Origin of the sequence: Haloactinopolyspora alba (assembly GCF_003014555.1) — a bacterium.
GTDB classification, from domain to species: domain Bacteria; phylum Actinomycetota; class Actinomycetes; order Jiangellales; family Jiangellaceae; genus Haloactinopolyspora; species Haloactinopolyspora alba.
On record NZ_PYGE01000005.1, the window covers coordinates 249,225 to 266,339 of the forward strand.

The 17,115-nt window shown below is 70.9% G+C and carries 24 protein-coding genes; 9 read left to right on the forward strand and 15 right to left on the reverse strand.

Annotated elements, in window-relative coordinates:
• Positions 1 to 2 precede the first annotated feature (2 nt).
• Entirely contained in the window at positions 3 to 863 is an 861-nt protein-coding gene (locus CLV30_RS09490; protein WP_106536947.1) for an ABC transporter permease, read from the reverse strand.
• On the reverse strand, positions 860 to 1,849 hold the full coding sequence (locus CLV30_RS09495) for an ATP-binding cassette domain-containing protein (protein WP_240723294.1): 990 nt from the start codon (positions 1,847 to 1,849) through the stop codon (positions 860 to 862). Before CLV30_RS09495 ends, CLV30_RS09490 begins: the two co-directional genes overlap by 4 nt.
• Positions 1,850 to 1,937: 88 nt before the next feature.
• Between CLV30_RS09495 and CLV30_RS09500 the strand changes: the two genes are divergently transcribed.
• From CLV30_RS09500 to CLV30_RS09510, 3 genes are read left to right on the forward strand one after another with little or no spacing between them, the layout of a single operon-like run.
• The gene (locus CLV30_RS09500; RefSeq protein WP_106536949.1) at positions 1,938 to 2,684 is read left to right on the forward strand and encodes a TetR/AcrR family transcriptional regulator; all 747 of its coding nucleotides are present in this window, start codon (positions 1,938 to 1,940) and stop codon (positions 2,682 to 2,684) included.
• Positions 2,685 to 2,741: 57 nt separating this feature from the next.
• Positions 2,742 to 3,002 carry a hypothetical protein gene (locus CLV30_RS09505; RefSeq protein WP_106536950.1) on the forward strand — a complete coding sequence of 87 codons (261 nt, stop codon included), beginning with the start codon at positions 2,742 to 2,744 and terminating at the stop codon, positions 3,000 to 3,002.
• Positions 2,999 to 3,280: a type II toxin-antitoxin system RelE family toxin gene (locus tag CLV30_RS09510; protein ID WP_106536951.1), complete on the forward strand. Its 282-nt coding sequence runs from the start codon at positions 2,999 to 3,001 to the stop codon at positions 3,278 to 3,280. Before CLV30_RS09505 ends, CLV30_RS09510 begins: the two co-directional genes overlap by 4 nt.
• A gap of 13 nt (positions 3,281 to 3,293) precedes the next feature.
• On the opposite strand, the gene CLV30_RS09515 is transcribed toward CLV30_RS09510, so the two are convergent.
• The 6 genes from CLV30_RS09515 to CLV30_RS09540 form a co-directional block, all read right to left on the reverse strand.
• Positions 3,294 to 3,488, reverse strand: a complete 195-nt coding sequence (locus CLV30_RS09515; protein ID WP_129710997.1) for a hypothetical protein — start codon at positions 3,486 to 3,488, stop codon at positions 3,294 to 3,296.
• Between the two features lie 176 nt (positions 3,489 to 3,664).
• Positions 3,665 to 4,879, reverse strand: coding sequence for a formaldehyde dehydrogenase, glutathione-independent (fdhA, locus tag CLV30_RS09520; RefSeq protein ID WP_106536953.1), 1,215 nt, complete (start codon positions 4,877 to 4,879; stop codon positions 3,665 to 3,667).
• 224 nt (positions 4,880 to 5,103) lie between these two features.
• Complete coding sequence (locus tag CLV30_RS09525; protein WP_129710996.1) at positions 5,104 to 5,883, reverse strand: hypothetical protein; 780 nt, start codon at positions 5,881 to 5,883, stop codon at positions 5,104 to 5,106.
• Between the two features lie 146 nt (positions 5,884 to 6,029).
• The gene (locus CLV30_RS09530; RefSeq protein ID WP_106536955.1) at positions 6,030 to 6,365 is read right to left on the reverse strand and encodes a mycothiol transferase; all 336 of its coding nucleotides are present in this window, start codon (positions 6,363 to 6,365) and stop codon (positions 6,030 to 6,032) included.
• Positions 6,362 to 7,669, reverse strand: coding sequence for an adenylyl-sulfate kinase (gene cysC, locus CLV30_RS09535; RefSeq protein ID WP_205740800.1), 1,308 nt, complete (start codon positions 7,667 to 7,669; stop codon positions 6,362 to 6,364). The genes CLV30_RS09530 and cysC overlap by 4 nt, the downstream gene beginning before the upstream one ends.
• 10 nt (positions 7,670 to 7,679) lie before the next feature.
• The gene (locus CLV30_RS09540; protein ID WP_106536957.1) at positions 7,680 to 8,315 is read right to left on the reverse strand and encodes a TetR/AcrR family transcriptional regulator; all 636 of its coding nucleotides are present in this window, start codon (positions 8,313 to 8,315) and stop codon (positions 7,680 to 7,682) included.
• A 113-nt stretch (positions 8,316 to 8,428) separates the two neighbouring features.
• Between CLV30_RS09540 and CLV30_RS09545 the strand changes: the two genes are divergently transcribed.
• Complete coding sequence (locus CLV30_RS09545) at positions 8,429 to 8,665, forward strand: DUF6069 family protein (protein ID WP_106536958.1); 237 nt, start codon at positions 8,429 to 8,431, stop codon at positions 8,663 to 8,665.
• Entirely contained in the window at positions 8,662 to 9,015 is a 354-nt protein-coding gene (locus tag CLV30_RS09550) for a PPOX class F420-dependent oxidoreductase (protein WP_106536959.1), read from the forward strand. The genes CLV30_RS09545 and CLV30_RS09550 overlap by 4 nt, the downstream gene beginning before the upstream one ends.
• A 178-nt stretch (positions 9,016 to 9,193) precedes the next feature.
• Here the strand turns inward: CLV30_RS09550 and CLV30_RS09555 are convergent, their stop codons facing one another.
• Complete coding sequence (locus CLV30_RS09555) at positions 9,194 to 9,853, reverse strand: NAD(P)H-binding protein (RefSeq protein ID WP_106536960.1); 660 nt, start codon at positions 9,851 to 9,853, stop codon at positions 9,194 to 9,196.
• 152 nt (positions 9,854 to 10,005) lie between these two features.
• On the opposite strand from CLV30_RS09555, the gene tdh reads away from it, so the two are divergent.
• A complete protein-coding gene (gene tdh / locus CLV30_RS09560) occupies positions 10,006 to 11,037 on the forward strand; it encodes an L-threonine 3-dehydrogenase (RefSeq protein WP_106536961.1) in 1,032 nt (343 codons plus the stop codon).
• Between the two features lie 20 nt (positions 11,038 to 11,057).
• On the forward strand, positions 11,058 to 12,227 hold the full coding sequence (locus CLV30_RS09565; RefSeq protein ID WP_244908029.1) for a glycine C-acetyltransferase: 1,170 nt from the start codon (positions 11,058 to 11,060) through the stop codon (positions 12,225 to 12,227).
• Positions 12,228 to 12,242: 15 nt separating this feature from the next.
• Here the strand turns inward: CLV30_RS09565 and CLV30_RS09570 are convergent, their stop codons facing one another.
• Together CLV30_RS09570 and CLV30_RS09575 are read right to left on the reverse strand one after the other, a co-directional pair.
• Complete coding sequence (locus CLV30_RS09570; RefSeq protein ID WP_106536963.1) at positions 12,243 to 12,566, reverse strand: AzlD domain-containing protein; 324 nt, start codon at positions 12,564 to 12,566, stop codon at positions 12,243 to 12,245.
• The gene (locus CLV30_RS09575; protein WP_106536964.1) at positions 12,563 to 13,246 is read right to left on the reverse strand and encodes an AzlC family ABC transporter permease; all 684 of its coding nucleotides are present in this window, start codon (positions 13,244 to 13,246) and stop codon (positions 12,563 to 12,565) included. Before CLV30_RS09575 ends, CLV30_RS09570 begins: the two co-directional genes overlap by 4 nt.
• Positions 13,247 to 13,313: 67 nt before the next feature.
• Here CLV30_RS09575 and CLV30_RS09580 point away from each other — a divergent pair, with 67 nt between their 5' ends.
• Entirely contained in the window at positions 13,314 to 13,868 is a 555-nt protein-coding gene (locus CLV30_RS09580; protein ID WP_106536965.1) for a helix-turn-helix domain-containing protein, read from the forward strand.
• Positions 13,869 to 13,907: 39 nt separating this feature from the next.
• On the opposite strand, the gene CLV30_RS09585 is transcribed toward CLV30_RS09580, so the two are convergent.
• Genes CLV30_RS09585 through CLV30_RS09595 form a run of 3 tightly spaced genes read right to left on the reverse strand, consistent with a single transcriptional unit; the run spans position 13,908 to position 15,401 of the window.
• On the reverse strand, positions 13,908 to 14,402 hold the full coding sequence (locus tag CLV30_RS09585; RefSeq protein ID WP_106536966.1) for a hypothetical protein: 495 nt from the start codon (positions 14,400 to 14,402) through the stop codon (positions 13,908 to 13,910).
• Positions 14,395 to 14,676 carry a hypothetical protein gene (locus CLV30_RS09590; protein WP_106536967.1) on the reverse strand — a complete coding sequence of 94 codons (282 nt, stop codon included), beginning with the start codon at positions 14,674 to 14,676 and terminating at the stop codon, positions 14,395 to 14,397. Before CLV30_RS09590 ends, CLV30_RS09585 begins: the two co-directional genes overlap by 8 nt.
• Complete coding sequence (locus CLV30_RS09595; RefSeq protein WP_129710995.1) at positions 14,673 to 15,401, reverse strand: ADP-ribosyltransferase domain-containing protein; 729 nt, start codon at positions 15,399 to 15,401, stop codon at positions 14,673 to 14,675. The genes CLV30_RS09590 and CLV30_RS09595 overlap by 4 nt, the downstream gene beginning before the upstream one ends.
• Between CLV30_RS09595 and CLV30_RS25960 the strand changes: the two genes are divergently transcribed.
• A complete protein-coding gene (locus CLV30_RS25960) occupies positions 15,400 to 15,645 on the forward strand; it encodes a hypothetical protein (RefSeq protein WP_129710994.1) in 246 nt (81 codons plus the stop codon). The two genes, CLV30_RS09595 and CLV30_RS25960, sit on opposite strands and share 2 nt — an antisense overlap.
• Positions 15,646 to 15,770: 125 nt before the next feature.
• Here the strand turns inward: CLV30_RS25960 and CLV30_RS09600 are convergent, their stop codons facing one another.
• The gene (locus tag CLV30_RS09600; RefSeq protein WP_106536969.1) at positions 15,771 to 16,901 is read right to left on the reverse strand and encodes a M20/M25/M40 family metallo-hydrolase; all 1,131 of its coding nucleotides are present in this window, start codon (positions 16,899 to 16,901) and stop codon (positions 15,771 to 15,773) included.
• Positions 16,902 to 17,115: the final 214 nt, after the last annotated feature.

Sequence of the window (17,115 nt, forward strand, 5' to 3'; positions counted from 1 at the left end):
GGTCAGCGGCTCAGCCGCTGGAAGCGCCGGACCGCGAGCGGGACGAACACCGCGGTGATGACCAGCGGCCACACCACCGCCATCAGCAGCGCGTGCTGCTCGATCCAGGTGTCGCTGCCGGCCACCGGGTTGCCGAACAGCTCCCGGGCGGCGGTGACGGTCGACGACACCGGGTTCCACGCGGCGATGGTGCCGAGCCAGTCGGGCATCAGCGACGGCGCCACGAACGCGCTAGAGATCATGCCGAACGGGAACGCCACCGCGAAGAGGTTCCCCGCCGCCTCCTCGTTCGGCACCATCAGGCCCAGCAGGATGCCGATCCAGATGAGCGCGAAGCGCAGCAACAGGAACAGTCCGAACGCGGCGACGGTGGCCAGCACGGAACCGTCGGAGCGCCAGCCGACCACCAGCGCCATCAGGGCCAGCACCAGCAGATCGACGCTGGCGCTGATGAGGTCGCCGACACCGCGCCCGGTGACGACGGCCGACGACGACATCGGCATCGACCGGAACCGGTCCGTGACGCCCTTGGTGGTGTCCATCACCACCGCGTACGCGGTGTTCATGAAACCGAACGCCATGGTCATGCCGAACAGGCCCGGCATCAGGTACTCGCGGTAGTCGCCGCCTCCGGGAACCGACATCGCGCTGCCGAAGACGTAGCCGAACAGCAGCACCGCGACGATCGGGAAGCCCAGCTGCCAGGCGATGTTGCTCGGCTGGCGGATCACGTGCGTCAGTTCGCGACGGACGACCGTCCAGCAGTCGATGACGGCCCAGTACGCCGACCGCTGCGGTCCGTCGTCGTCGATGGTCGCGGCGGGCGGCCCGTCCGGGCCGCCGGCACGGGTCGGTGTGCTCATGCGGTGGCGTCCTCCTTCGCGGACGTGGCGGTGTCGTCGTCGGTGCGGCTTCCGGTGAGCAGCAGGAACACGTCGTCGAGCGTGGGCCGGCGCAGGCCGATGTCGTCGAGGACGATCCCCTGCTCCTGCAGCGTGCGGGCGACCTCGGTCAGTGCGCCGACCCGGTCACGCACCGGGGCGTGCACGCTGCCCTCGGCCTCGTCGCTGCTCGGCTCGCCGATGGCGACCGCCGTCACCGCCTTGCGGGCGGCCGGCAGGTCCGCCGGGTCCTGCACGACCACGTCGATCCGGTCGCTGCCGACCGAGTTCTTCAGTGCCGCGGGGGTGTCGTCGGCGATGACCCGGCCCGCGTCGATGACGGCGATGCGATCGGCGAGCTGGTCGGCCTCGTCCAGGTACTGGGTGGTGAGCAGGACGGTGGTGCCGCCGGTGACCAGGGAGCGCACCGCCCGCCAGACCTCGTTCCGGCCGCGCGGGTCGAGGCCGGTGGTGGGCTCGTCCATGAACAGGACGTCGGGGGTGAGGATCATGCTGGCGGCCAGGTCGAGGCGCCGGCGCATGCCGCCGCTGTACTCCTTGACGCCGTTGTCGGCGGCGTCGGTGAGCTCGAACTGTTCCAGCAGCTCGTCCGCGCGCTGCTGGGCGCGCCGGGAGCTGAGGTGGAACAGCCGGGCGAACATCCGCAGGTTCTGCCGCCCGGTGAGGATCTCGTCGACGGCGGCGTACTGACCGGCGAGGCCGATACGGCGGCGGACATTGCGTGGTTCGCGGGCGACGTCGACGCCGGCGACCTCGGCGTGGCCGCCGTCGAGCCGGATCAGGGTGGCCAGGATGCGCACGGCCGTCGTCTTGCCCGCGCCGTTCGGGCCGAGCAGGCCGTAGACCGTTCCGCGCGGGACGGTCAGGTCGAATCCGTCGAGGGCGCGCTTGTCGCCGTAGATCTTGCGCAGCCCGGTGGCGGCGATCGAGGTCTCTGGTGTGGGCACGATCGGAGCGCTCCTTACTGGGTACATTGTACTCAATAAAGAAGAGTACACCATACGCAGTCAGCTTCGGCTACTAAGCTGATCCGCGATGACCACCGAATTCAGCGGAAGCGGCGACGTCGGGCGCAGCCTCGAGCTGCTCTGGGGGCTGCAGGAGAAGCCGACCCGCGGCCCCAAGCCGGGCCTCACACTGGAGCGGATCGTCGACGCCGCGATCACCGTGGCCGACACCGAAGGGCTGGGCGCGCTGTCGATGCGGCGGGTGTCCACCGAGCTCGGCGTCGGCACCATGTCGCTGTACCGCTACGTGCCGGGCAAGGCCGAGCTGCTGGACCTGATGCTCGACCGCGTCGCGGTCACCGGCAACGAGGAACTCGGCGCCGCGGAGCTGCTCGGCTGGCGGCGGGCGCTGGAGATCCAGGGTCAGGGCACGTGGGAGCTGTGTCTCGCGCATCCGTGGTACCCGCAGGTGGACCAGACCCGCGCGATGCTCGGGCCGAACAACGTCGCCAGCCTCGAGTACGTGATGCGCCATCTCGTCGACAGCGGCCTGTCCGACCAGGAGAAGATTATGGTCGTGTCGGCGGTCGACTTCTTCGTCTGCGCGGTCGCACGGGCGCACCTGAACGCCATGGACGCCGAGCGGCGCACCGGCGTCTCCGAGGAAGAGTTCTGGGCTGCGCAGGAGCCGCTGCTGGTCCGCGCCATGAGCGCCGGCGCGTATCCGACACTGGCTCAGCTGCACGAGGACACGTTCACGTTCTCGTTCGAGCAGATCCGTGACCTCGGCATGCGCGCCATCCTCGACGGGATCGAGGCCCGCCTGCGGGCGTAAACGCGCTCCGCTGAGCTGCGATTGCACCATTATGGTGCTGACTGGTACCGTTGTGGTATGGCTATGACGTTGCGGCTGCCGCCGGAGATCGACGCCGAACTGCGTGCGGCGGCGGAAGAGGACCGGCGGAGTGTGCAACAGGTGGTCCTGCTCGCCATCGAGTCCTACCTCGGTCGGCGCGAGACGGCAGAGGTCAAAGCCGACGCGGAGACACTGCGGGCGCTGGCGGACGCGCGAGAGCAGGTCGCGCGCGGAGAGACGTATTCGACGGACGAGGTTCTCGCCACTCTGAGTGAGCGACGGACGCGCAGCGCATGACGGGCGAGCCCTACGAGGCTCGTTGGTCCGAGTCGGCACGGCGAGCCGTCGCGGAGCGTGTGCCGGAGGGCATCGCTCTCGCGGCGGTAGAGCTCATCACGGGCCCGCTACGCGAGAACCCGCGACGTCTCGGCAAGCCGCTGGGTGACGAACTCGTCGGCATCTACAGCGCCAGGCTCGCCCGAGACTGGCGTGTGCTTTACGAGATCGACGAGGTCGAGCGAGTCGTGATCGTTCTCGACATCAGGCACCGGTCCATCGCGTACCGGGCACGCTAGATCACTCCGCTGCTCAGGACACCGGCGGTGCGTCCAGGCCGTGCGCCGGATGGTGCTGCCAGCGCACCCGGTGCTCGCCGAACCCGGCGGCATGCGCGCCGGCGTGCCCGTGCGGGCGGCGGCAGCGGTAATGCAGGGAATACAGGTCGCGGCACGAGTCCGCGTAGCTCGTGTAGGCGAACTCGAGATCCAGGCGCTCGTCGGTCATCGTGACCACCACCTTCGCGCGGGCGTGGAACAGACTGCCCGCGACGGTGCGGACGCCTCCATTTCGTACAGGTCTGTACGGATAAGCGAAGAATTCTAGTGCAACTATTCCCGGCGGACAAACGACCGCCGGCGGAGCCCGGCGCGACCGGACCCCGCCAGCGGTGCGGGTGGGAGTTACCCGATCATGCCGTGCGGATCGAGGATGTACTTGCGGGCCGCGCCGTGGTCGAACTCCGCGTAGCCTTCCGCCGCCCGGTCGAGCGGGATGACGGTGGCGTTGACGTTCCGGGCGATGTTGGTGCGGTCGTGCAGGATCGCCATCATCAACTGGCGGTTGTACCGCATGACCGGACACTGCCCGGTGGTGAACGACAGCGACTTCGCCCAGCCGAGGCCGAAGTCCAGCGACAGCGAGCCCTGCCTGGCCGCCTCGTCGCTGGCGCCGGGGTCACCGGTGACGTACAGACCCGGGATGCCGACGGCGCCGCCGGCCCGGGTGACGCCCATGACCGTGTTCAGTACCGTCGCCGGCCGTTCCACCTCGGCGTCGGATCCGTGCCCGCGGGCCTCGAAGCCGACGGCGTCGACCGCGCAATCGACGGTGGGCTCACCGAGGATCTGCTCGATCTGGTCGGCGGGGTCGGCCGCGGACACGTCGATGGTCTCGCAGCCGAAGCTGCGCGCCTGCTCGAGCCGGTCCTTCTGCAGATCGGCGACGATGACCACGGCGGCACCAAGCAGGAACGCCGACGTCGCCGCCGCGAGCCCGACAGGGCCGGCGCCGGCGATGTACACGGTCGACCCCGGGCCGACGCCGGCGGTGACCGCGCCGTGGAAGCCGGTGGGGAAGATGTCCGAGAGCATCGCCAGGTCGCGGATCTTCGCCATCGCCATGTCGCGGTCCGGGAACCGCAGCAGGTTCCAGTCGGCGTACGGGACCAGCGCGTACTCGGCCTGTCCGCCGGCCCAGCCGCCCATGTCGACGTAGCCGTACGCCGATCCGGGCCGGTCCGGGTTCACGTTCAGACAGATTCCGGTCTTGCCCTCCTTACAGTTCCGGCACCGGCCGCACGCGATGTTGAACGGAACCGAGACGAGATCGCCGGTCTTGGTGAACTCGACGTCACGGCCGGTCTCGACCACTTCGCCGGTGATCTCGTGGCCGAGGGGCAAGCCCTCGGGAGCGGTGGTGCGTCCGCGCACCATGTGCTGGTCGCTGCCGCAGATGTTGGTGGCGACGACCTTGAGGATCGCTGCGTGTGGAAGTTGGCGGCCGACGTTGTGCGGGTTCACCCCTGGGCCGTCCTTGAGCTCGAACGTCGGGTACTCGGTCGTCTCGACCTCGACCCGTCCGGCGCCCCTGTAGATCACTGCCTTGTTGCCTGCCACGATCCGTGCTCCTCTCGTGTGTCCGGGTGCGATGGCACCGTGCGTGTCGCGTTTCAGCGCAGTGGCATCGCCTCCTCCCGGTGAGGAGCGACAGCAGCGTTCAGCCGCCGGAGGTTGGTGCGGAGCGTGCCCGTCGCGTGCGGACACGGGCAGCGTCCGCACGTCAGTCACCCCATTCGTCAACCTAGACCCCGCTCACGGGGTCGTCAACGGACGTGAGCGGTTCAGACGCCGGCGTGGGCAGGGACGTCGTCGTTGATCGCCCGGGTGATCTTCCGAATCGCGCGGCTGGCGCGTTGCCGGGCGGCCGGCCAACTGACGCCGTGCCGGGTCGCGGCTGCAGCGCCGCCTGCCTCGCCCGGCGCCGGGGCGTAGACGTCGACGATCAGGGTCGCGTCGGCGGCCGACACGATGTCCGCCGCCACCGCCCACGCCAGGAGCTCGATGAGCTCCTGGTCGGCGGGACCGCCGTCGTGCTCGGAGACGGCGCTGATCTCGCCCGGTCGGCCCAGCGCCTCCGGGGCCTGCGGCGACTCGACGCGGTCGTGGGCGAGTTCGCCGCACACGGCACGTACGGTGTCCATCGCGATGTTCGCCGCGACGCGGGCGGGCCGGCGGTCGGTCGGGTACGTGGCGATCGTGGTCCACAACGCGGAGACGGCGGCGTGTTCGAGGCTCTCGCGGGTGTCCCGGCCGCTGTGCGAGGCGGCGATCCGGACGGCCTTGCCCAGCATCAGCTGGAGCACGGTACGCCCGGCCAACCCGTCACCGTCGTGCGCCAGGCCCAGCAATGCGAGTAGGACGTCGTCGGCGCTCCCGGCGACGGCCGCTTCGACGTCGGCAAGTCCGGTGCACCCGTCGAGCGCACGGTGGTACCGAGCCCAGCAACGCACGGCATCCGCGGTGGCGTCGTCGGCACACAGCCGGGCCCACTCGGCGTTGAGCTGTCCGATCAGGCTCGAGCCGGTGTGACGGCGGGACGGGGCTGCGGCGACTGTCGGCATGGCGGGCTCCATGGCTGCTCCGGGGACGGATGCCGTCCACCCTGGTCAGCCGGCCTTGCCGACGGTCTTGCCCGCGAACGACGGGACGCGCCGCCCGCTCTTGCCCGATGCGTCGGCTCGCCGGCGGGGTGATCCGGAACCGCGGGCTACTCGCCGACCGCGCCGCCGGTGTGCAGCGCGGCGACGAGGTCGTGTGCCGTCGCGGTCGCCGGAACGGTCCACCGGTCGTGTTCGTCGCCGTCACCCCACGGTTCGTCGACCGGTTCGGCGGCGAAACCCCATCGCAGCCACCGTCGTTCCATGTGCACCAGATGGTTCACCAGCTGTAGCGGAGTCCAGCCGGACGGAAGCCTGCTGGTGCGCAGCTCGGTCTCGGTGAGGCCGTCGAGTTTGCGTGCGATGGTGCCGCGGTACCGGTCGAGATGGGCGAGTAGCAGCTCGCGAGGATCGGCCAGATCGCGTGCGGGGAGGGTGTCGCTCATGCGGCGCCGTCGTCGTCGCCGTCCCGGTGGCCGGCGAGCCGGCCGGCGCGCGTCAGCATGTCGAGGACGGTGTCGCGGGCGTCCTCGACGGTGATCGCCGAGGTGTCCAGCACCAGGTCGGCGTCGTCCGGAGTCTCGTACGGGCTGGAGATCCCGGTGAAGTCGGGGATCTCCCCGGCCCGTGCCCGGGCGTAGAGGCCCTTGCGGTCGCGCCGCTCGCATTCGGCCAGCGGGGTGGCGACGTGGATCAGCAGGAAGTCCGCGCCCCCGGCCTCGACCATCTGCCGGACCCGTTCCCGGGTGGCGGCGAACGGCGCGATCGGTGCGCACACCGCCAGCCCGCCGTGCCGGGCGATCTCGGCGGCGACGAAGCCGATGCGCTCGATGTTGCGGTCCCGGTCGGCTCGCGAGAAGCCGAGCCCGGCCGACAGGTTGCGCCGGACGACGTCGCCGTCGAGCAGGGTGACCTCGCGGTCGCCGAGCTCGGCGATCCGGTCGGTGACCGCCCGTGCGACGGTCGACTTGCCCGAGCCCGAGAGGCCGGTGAACAGCAGCACGGCGCCGCGTCCGGCCGGCAGCGGGCGCCAGCGCCGCCAGGCGTCGAAGGACTCCTCCGGCTGGTCCGCCGGGGCATCCGCGGCGCCGTCGAGCCATCTACGCAGGGCGTCCCGGTCGGCGTCGCGCTCGGCGACGACCGCTGTGCCCCCGTAGGCGGCAGCGACCCTGTCGGCCAGCGTGCTGTCACGCTCGTCGCCGTACTGCGGCGCCGGCACGACGACGACCTCGCACCGCCGGCCGCCGGCCCGCAGCCGGTCACGTAACCGCAGGGCAGAGCGGGCCACGTCCGGCAGCGCCGGTCCGGGAACGGCGCGCGGCCCGTCGAGCACCACGAACAGCACCGCCCGTCCGGCCTGCGCTGTGACGGCCTCCAGCGTGGCCCCGTCGACCGGATCGTGGCCGACGACCGCGAGCGGCTCGGGCAGGTCCACCTCGGCCGGGTCCCGTCGCAGCGCGGCGTACGGACCGGTCGGCTGGTCACGTGTCGGCACCGGCTCGACGATGCCGGTGAGACGGGTGAGCCCATCGGAGGTGCGTCCGATGTCCGCGGCGACCCGCAGCGTCGCCACCGGCGCTCCTTCGCGGTCGGTGACCACGACGGACCCGGCGGTCCGGGCGTGCTCGGCGTCCTCGTCGGGAAGAGGCACCGACACGTGCGGATCGCCCACGCCGAGCAGGGTCAGCTCGACCTCCGCGAGCGTGGTCTCGTCCGGGGTCGACGTCGGTATCGATTGCGTGTCCGGCACGCGGGTCAGCCTAGACGGCGCCACCGCGCTCCGGCGCGCCCGGCCGGACGAATGTCGCAGTCAGCATGGCGGCGTACTGCTCGCCGAACTGTTCGGGTGCCCATCCGCGGTCGGCGGTCAGCCGTTCCAGCAGGTCCCAGGACATCAGCGCCCACAGCATGTCCGCGGCCGAGGAGACCGTCCACGACGGGCTCAGCGCGCCGTCGGCGTCGAGCCACTCCATCAGCCGGGTGCAGCCGGTCAGCCAGTTGCTCATGGTGAGATTCCACAGTCCCGCGGCATCGTCGTCGGTGTACCTGGCACGTTCGATGGCCCGGGAGACCGCGAGGATTCGCGGGTGCGAGCGCGCCATGTGGTGGGCCCACTCGTCCAGCGCCGTGACGGCGTCGGGAGAGTTCCAGACCGCTTGCAACGACGTGCCGAGGTCCTCGGTTTCGCCGAGGTGCCGGTAGAGCGCCGCCAGCAGCTCGTTCCGCGAGGAGAAGTGCAGGTAGACCGCGCGGCGCGACACGCCGGCGCGCTCGGCCGCCGAGGTGGTCGTCAGGGCGTCGAACCCCTCCTCCTCGATCAGCGCGCGGGTGGCGTCGAGCAGTGCCGTGCGGGTGCGCCTGCTGCGGGCGTTCTGCGGACTGTCGATCGACGGCATGGATCCTCCAGATGAACTGCACTACTTGTGAACTTAACACTTGCAAGAACTGCACGCACTGTGTAGATTTTGAATTACACACCGCGTGTAATTCTTCGAGGAGGGTCGATCTCATGACCATCACCACCACATCCGTGCCACACCTTCGGATCCGACGCGTTGTCACGGTCATCGCCGCGGTCGCCGCGCCGGCGCTCCTCTGGGTGATCGCGCGAGCCGCCGACGCCGACCTGACCGTCGACCTCCGGAACGGGGAGCCGCCGATGCAGGTGGGGCTTCCCATCGCGGTGGCCTTCGCCGCCGCGCTCCTCGGCGGGATGCGGCGCGCCGCAACGGAGGTGCGGGCATGAGCGCGTTCACCGAAGCCGAGTCGCGCTACCTGCTGAGCGGCCCCGGTCTGGGTCGTCTGGCCACGGTCGACGAGACGGGTCAACCGCGGATCGTTCCGCTCGGCTGGACCTACAACACCGAGCTCGGCACGATCGACATCGGCGGCCGGAACTTCGCCGCCACGCGCAAGTATCGTGACGTGCAGGCGAACCCGAAGGTGGCGTTCATCGTCGACGACGTACTGCCGCCGTGGTCGCCGCGGTCGGTCATCGTGCACGGCCGCGCCGAGGCCATCGCCTCGCCGGAGCCGATCATCCGGATCCATCCGGTGCGAGTGATCAGCTGGGGCCTCGACACCGAACCCGCATGATCCTGGCGCATCGCTGATCGCGTGGTCACTCCGGCTCAGCGGTGTGGAGTTACTGCACAAGCGATGCGGAGTTACTGGGGTGCCAGACCCAGTGGGCCCACGTCGCCGCCGCAGTAACCCCACACCGCTCGAGGAATCCGCGACGACACGTGCGCCGAGGCCTCGTGGTCGTGGGGCGTCAGCGCTGGGTGACGCGGGCCACCGCGTCCGGGACCGGCGTGTCTCCGCCGACCAGTTCGAGCGTGAGCTGCGCCGACGTCGGCTCGTCCAGCAGCGCCAGCAGGACCGCCGCGACGTCGTCCCGGGACACGGCGCCGCGACCGGTGGACTCCGCGAGCGTGACCCTGCCGGTGCCGGTGTCGTCGGTGAGCCGGCCCGGGCGCAGGACGGTCCAGTCGACGTCACGTCCCCGCAGGTCGTCCTCGCTGGCACCCTTGGCGCGCAGGTACGCCGCGAACACCTCACCGGTGTCGGGCGGCGGCTCGTCGTTCGCGCCGATCGCGGAGATCAGCAGGTAACGCCGCACGCCCGCCGACTGGGCGGCGTCGGCCACCAGGGTGGCCGCGTTGTGGTCGACGGTCTCCTTGCGCTCCGCGCCGCTGCCCGGGCCGGCGCCGGCCGCGAAGACCACGGCGTCGGCGCCGCGCAGCTCCGCGGCGACGTCGTCGATACCGCTCGCCTCCAGGTCGAGTACGACCGCCGTGGCGCCGACCGCGGCCAGGTCGCCGGCCTGACCGGGGTCGCGGATCAGCCCGACGGCCTCGTCGCCGCGCAGCGTCAGCAGCCGCTCGAGGCGCAGCGCGATCTGCCCGTGTCCACCCGCAATGACCACTCGCACGCCTGACACCGTAACCGACCACGCGTCGAATGATCACGTTCCGCATGGAATTCCATGCGTCACCACCCCTGCAGGCCTCGTGACGCGTTGGAAAGCCTCGTGATGGCCGTGAGATACGGTCGAGCCGACTCCGGAAGAAAGGGACGCGTTCGGTGAAAGCCCTGGTCAAAACCGAGCCCGCGGCCGGCGTGGAGCTGACCGACGTGCCGATGCCGACCGTCGGGCCGGGCGAGGCGCTGGTGCGGGTCCTGCGCACCGGCATCTGCGGCAGCGACCTGCACATCCTGCACTGGGACGCGTGGGCGCAGCAGAACATCACGCCGCCGCTGGTCGTCGGGCACGAGTTCGTCGGCGAGGTCGTCGAGGTGGCTCCCGGCACCCGATCCGTCCAGGCCGGGGACATCGTCAGCGGCGAGGGCCACATCGTGTGCGAGCGGTGCCGGCACTGCCGAGCCGGTGACCGGCACCTGTGCGCCGGCACCGAAGGCATCGGCGTGCACCGCGCCGGCGCGTTCGCCGAGTACATCGCGATGCCCACCGGCAACCTGTGGCGACATCCGGACGACATCGACCTGGACGCGGCCGCGATCTTCGACCCGTTCGGCAACGCGGTGCACACCGCGTTGAAGTTCCCGGTGCACGGCGAGGACGTGCTGATCACCGGTGCCGGGCCGATCGGCATCATGGCGGCGCTGGTCGCCGGGCACGCCGGTGCCCGCAACGTCGTCGTCACCGACGTCAATCCGTACCGACTCGAGCTGGCCCGGTCACTCGGCGTCGGCACGACCGTCGACGTGACGACGACGGCGCTCGAGGACGTCCGCGACGAGCTGGGCATGGCCGAGGGCTTCGACGTGGGCATGGAGATGTCGGGCGACTCGCGCGCGCTGCACTCGATGGTCGACGGCATGGCCAACGGCGGCCGGATCGCGATGCTGGGCCTGCCGTCGCAGCAGACAACCCTCGACTGGTCGAGCATCGTGTTGCGGATGCTCACCCTCACCGGCATCTACGGCCGGGAGATGTTCGAGACCTGGTATCAGGCGTCGGTGCTGGTCGAGGCTGGGGTGGACATCTCGCGGGTGGTCACGCACAGGTTCGGCCACGACGAGCACGCGGCGGCGTTCGAGGCCGCGGCCGGGGGCAACAGCGGCAAAGTGATCATGGAGTGGGCGAGCCGGTAGGGAGACGAGTGGTGTTCACGATGATGCGCGAGCAGCTGCGCGCTGATCTGGAGGAGATCCGCGAAGCCGGGCTCTACAAGCCCGAGTACGTCATCTCGACGCCGCAGGGTGCGCGGGTCGAGCTCGACGACGGACGCAGCGTGCTGAACATGTGCGCGAACAACTACCTCGGGCTGGCCGACGACCCTCAGCTCGTCGAGGCGGCCAAGCGCGGTCTGGACGAGTGGGGCTTCGGGATGGCCTCGGTGCGGTTCATCTGCGGCACCCAGAGCATCCACACCGAGCTGGAGCGGAAGATCTCCGGCTTCCTCGGCACCGAGGACACGATCCTGTACGGCTCGTGCTTCGACGCGAACGGCGGGCTGTTCGAGACGCTGCTCGGCCCGGAGGACGCGGTCATCTCCGACGCGCTGAACCACGCGAGCATCATCGACGGCGTCCGGCTGTCGAAGGCGCGCCGGCTGCGCTACGCCAACGCTGACATGGACGAGCTGGAGGCGCGGCTGGTCGAGGCCGCGGACGCGCGGCACCGGTTGATCGCCACCGACGGCGTGTTCTCGATGGACGGCTACCTGGCGCCGCTGGACCGGATCTGCGACCTCGCCGAGCGGTACGACGCGCTGGTCATGGTGGACGATTCGCACGCGGTCGGCGTCGTCGGCGAGGGCGGCCGCGGCACACCCGAGCGTTTCGGCGTGACCGACCGTGTCGACATCGTCACCGGCACGCTCGGCAAGGCGCTGGGCGGCGCCAGCGGCGGCTACACGTCCGGGCGGCGCGAGATCGTCGAGTACCTGCGGCAGCGGTCGCGGCCCTACCTGTTCTCCAACTCGGTCGCGCCGTCGATCGTGGTGGCCGCGATGGCGGTGCTGGACCGCCTGGGCGACGGCGCCGACCTGCGGCAGCGGCTGCGGGAGAACACCGCGTTGTTCCGTTCGGAACTGACGGCGGCGGGCTTCGACGTGCTGCCTGGCGAGCACCCGATCGTCCCGGTCATGGTGGGCGACGCCGCGACGGCCGGACGGCTGTCCGAGCGGCTGTTCGCCGAGGGCGTCTACGCGGTCAGCTTCTCGTACCCGGTGGTGCCGCACGGCGCGGCGCGCATCCGTACCCAGGTGTCGGCTGCGCACACGCCGGAGGACCTGCGCGACGCGGTGCGGGCCTTCGTCCGTGCCCGCGACGCGGCCTGACGGTCACCGGGCGGGTCAGTCGATCCCCATCAGCCGCAGCACACCGGTCGTCGTGGCCGCCACGACGACCACGACGACCAGCGGTGCTCGCGCCAGTGCGGCCAGCCCGCCGGCGACGACGCCCGTGGGCCGGGCCGCGCCGGCGAGTTCGGTGGTGGTGAACAGGGCAGCGGTGAGCAGGACCGCCGTGAGCAGCGTGACGACGGCGCGGTCCAGGACCTGCTCGGCTTCGTCGGTGACGCTGACGCGGTGACGCAGGAACACGCCGCCGGCACGCAGGGCGTAGGTACCTGCGGCGAAAGCGATGATCGCGGGAACGAGATGCGCCGTGTCGATCATCGCCGGCTCCGCATGGTCGACGGTATCGAGACGAGCACGGCGAGCAGCGCGACCAGTGGCGCGACGCCCGCCGGCAGCACCGGAGCGCCGGCCACGGCCAGGCATCCTCCGGCCAACGCGCAGACGCGGGTGGTCGTGTCGCGGCGCAGCGCGGGGAGGACGAGCGCCAGCAGCACCGCCGGGAATACCGCGTCGAGCCCCAGGACGGCGGGCTCGTGCACCACCTGCCCGAGCGTCGCTCCGACGAACGCGCCGAGCGGCCAGCTGACCATGATGGTCACGCCGCTGGCCCAGAACGTGGCGCGCGCGGTCTCGGGTGTGGGCGCAGCGGTCGCGAGGGCGACCGACTCGTCGTTGACCAGGTGTGCGCCGGCCAGCCTCGTGCGGCGGCCGTGCAGGAAGGCGCCGGCTCGCATGCCGTACGCCGCGTTGCGAGCGTTGACGACGAGCCCGGCGAGCACGGCCAGGGCCGGCGCTCCTCCGGCCGCCAGGACCCCGACGAACAGCAGCTCCGACGAGGCGCCGAGCACCAGGACGGCCAGCGCGATGATCTGCCAGAGCGCGAACCCGGCGTCGTGCGCGGTGACGCCGTAGGAGATGCCGATCATGCACACCGAGGCGCCGACGGCCGCGATGTCGCGGATCCGCGCGGCGCCGAGTGTTCGCCATACCGAACGCATAGAATCCCATGGTGAACACCTGAGCGGTGTTCGTCAAGATGAACGTATCGACTGATGGAGCGAACGAATGAACGACGGCCCGCCGCTCGCGGTGATCGCCGCGTCGCTGCAGCACGAACGGCGCCGCGCCGGCCTGTCGCTGGCCGAGGTGGCGCGACGGGCGGGGATCGCGAAGTCCACGCTGTCGCAGCTCGAATCCGGAACCGGCAACCCGAGCGTCGAGACGCTGTGGGCACTGGGCGTCGCCCTGGACGTACCGTTCTCGCATCTGGTCGAGCCGCCGCGACCGAGCGTGCAGATCATCCGCGCGGGCGAGGGTCCGCGGGTGGCCTCCGAACGGGCCGACTACGTCGCGACGCTGCTGGCCTCCTGCCCGCCGAACGCGCGTCGCGACATCTACGTGATCACGGCCGAACCCGGCCCGCCGCGGGAGTCCGCGCCGCACATGCCGGGCGTGGTCGAGCATGTCGTGCTGTGTGCGGGACGGGCCCGGGTGGGTGTCGCCGACGAGCCGGTTGAGCTGAGCCCCGGCGACTACGTCTCGTACCCGGGCGACGCCGCGCACGTGTTCGAGGCGATGGAGTCCGACACCAGCGCCGTGCTGGTCTCCGAGCACGTCTGACCAGGAGCTGTCAGGCCAGCGCAGGGCAGAAACGGACCGTCAGGCCAGCGCGGCGCAGAACTTGCCCGGCGAGCTGACCTGGACCGGCAACGCCTGGTCCTGCGCGGCGGCCACGGTCCCCGTGACCAGGTCGGCCAACGCGTCGGCGGATCGCGGAAGCGACGGATGCGGCCGTCCGGACTCGTCGCCGGTGAGCAGCTCCTCCAAGACGTGAACGGCCAGGCCGTCCGCGGTCCGCAGGGTCCGCAGCGGGCGCAGGATCGTTCCCGGCAGGAGGACGACCTCGGCCTCGGCGGAGTGCTGCGACATGAACGCGATGTCGCGGCCGGTCCGTCCGGCGATCGCGACGAGTTCGGCCGCGGTGAAGTTCTCGGTGCCGACGCGCGGGTCGCGCGAGGTCGCGGTGAAGCCCTGCGTGACGAACGTTCCGGTCGGCGCCTCGGCTCCGGCCGGCAGGCCGTGATACGTGACAGCCGCCGTGGCCGGCAGTTTCTCGAGCGCGGCGAGGAGCGTGGACGCCGAGGGCTCAGTCACGCCGGCCGTCCTCGTCCGCGGAGTCGTCGTCCTGGTCCGGCTTTTCGCGGACGGTCGGCTTCTCGTCGTCGGAGTAGTAATGGACGGTCCCGTCCGCGTTCATATGCCCGATGACCTGGGAGCCCTCCTGAAATCGCGCTTTCTCGGGTGCGATGCTGCCAGGAGGGAACGTCTTGCCCTCTGCTTCTTTCAACGCTGCTTCACGTACCGCCTTCATGTAGGCGGCCTTCTCTTCGTCTGTCAGCTTGTTGAACTCGTCCCAGTCGAACGTCATCGTGTCACCTCAACGACATCGAGATCCCAGCATGTTCGGCGCTCGTCCCATTCTGCAGTTATGACTCTCCACTCGGTGCCGGGCTGGAAGAGGATTTCCGCTTCGTCGCCGAAGTGTGACAGTGCCTGTACGTCAACGCCTGTTGCGCCCGTGATAGTGACGAAGACGTTTCCATCCCGGCTTAGCCTGAAATCCTCCGCGACGGCGGCGTCGGTGGACGAACTGTAAAACGCAGCGTCAGACACCCGGGCTCCAGCACGCCAGTCCGGGAGAATGTCCTCAGGGATGTAGGTGCCCCGGAATGTCACCCCAGGAACCTTCGGGAGCTTCTTCAGGCCGGAGACGGCGGCGTCGATGCGCTGCTGGATGGCGGCGCGGGCGGCTTCGGGCGTGTTCTCCGGGTGGCGCAGGTGCCCGTTCATCTCGTCCACGCCGTCGACGGTGGTGTAGTGGTAGATCGCGAGCACTTCGTCGACAGTGAGCCGCGGGTACCGTTCGACGACGGCCTCGGCCCACTCGGTCGTGCCCTTGAGCGCCGGGATGTCGTCCAGCGGCGGCAGCGGCGGCGGTTCGTCCTCCGGCGGCGCCGACGGCCCCGCTGTCTCCGCAGTGCCCCCGGCCGGGCCGCCGGTTCGGTCGGTGCGCAGCAGCGTCTCGAGCTCGGCGACATGCGTGTCGACGGCGCCGGTGATCTCGTCGTCCAGGGTGTCGAGGGTGCGCTGCATGTCCGCGGTGACCTCGTGCAGCGCCGACTCGAGTGCCGTCGTCTCCTGCCGGCTCAGGCCCGGCGTCGCGGCCTCGGCGATCTCGCGGACGGCGGAGCGGACGGACTCGGACACGGCGCCGATCTCGTCGTGCGCCGTGCGCGCGGTGTCCGACAGTCCGTCGATGGCCGAGCGGATCGAGCCGGCGCCACCGCGCTCCGAGTGGTCCATGCCCACGAAGGTGCGCCGACCCGGCGAGCTGTGACGTCGGCGATGCGAGATCGCCCGCATTCGCACTTCGATACCGTCCGGTGCACGTGACGGCCGATCGCACCCGTCGATCGGCACCTGGCGGTATCGAAGTCGGCGACGCCTTGGCCCGGGCCGCCGTCAGAGGTCGGTGAGCAGCGCCGCCACCAGCTCCGCGCGCTCCGGTAGCGATGCCAGGACGGCCTGCTCGTGCGCTGCGTGCGCTCCTGCGCCGCGAGGGCCGAGGCCGTCGACGGTGGGCAGGCCGAGGGCCCCGGTCGTGTTGGTGTCTGCTGCGCCGGCGGCCGGACGCCTGGTGACCTCCTGGCGCACCGACGCGGCGGCGGCGCGGACGACGTCCATCAGGCGCTGCTCACCGGCGCCGGAGGTCCACGTGGGTCGCCGGGTGAGCACGTCGGTGATCACGTCCGCGCCGGAGCGGACGGGGTGCAGCCCGGTCAGCCCGTCGAGCACCACGCGCTCGGTCTCGGCGTCGAGGAACCGCAGCCCGATCTCCGCGCCGGCCTCGGCCGGCACGACGTTCGTCTTGCCGCCTCCGACCAGGGTGCCGACGTTGCACAGCACCTCGCCTGGGGCGTCGGCCACGAGGGCACGTACGCGCACCAGCTGGTCGACGAGTTCGTCGACGGCCGAGACGCCGGCGCCCGGATCGAGCGCGGCGTGCGACGCCCGCCCGCGGACGCTCACCCGCACCCGGGAGCTGCCGCGCCGGCCGACCTTCAGCGCTCCGTCCGGGTGCGGCGACTCGAACCCCAGGGCGACGGCGGCGCCGTCCGCGCACGAGGCGACCAGCTCGGTTGAGCTCGGCGAGCCGACCTCCTCGTCGGCGACGATCACCACCCGGACCGGCCGGTGTGCGACGCCGCGGGCTCGCACCGTCTCCAGCGCGGTCTCCATGACGACCAGCCCGCTCTTCATGTCGAAGACGCCGGGACCGTGGGCGACGCCGTCGTCGATGCGCCACGGCATCGCGTCCTCGAGGTGACCGGCCGGCCAGACGGTGTCGTGGTGGCCGACGAACAGCACCGGTGCGTCGTCCGCCTTGTCACCGGCGCCCGGGTGCTCCATGACCAGGTGGTCGCCGGTTTCGCTGTCCACCCTGCGTACGTCGGCTCCGAGGGCGTGGTGGCGGTCGAGCAGCAGGTCGGCCAGCGCGTCGAGGCGCGCGGCGTCGCCGGTGGGCGTCTCGTGCCGTACGTACTGCTCGAGCCGTTCGGTCATCGCTGCCGTGTCCGGGCCGTGCACGTCCATGGATGCCGATCCTCCCAGGCGGTCGTCGCTGCCGGTCGGCCGACAGTGGCGACAATCATACGTCCCGTATGTGTGGCGCCAACCGGTCAGGTGTCCAGGTCTTGACACGTCTCAAAGGTGCTGACAGCATTCCGCCAGTCATATACGTCCCGTATCTGTGCGCTTTCTGGTGCTGCGGGCGGCCGCGTCGGCCGAAGTTCGGAGGACAGGCGAA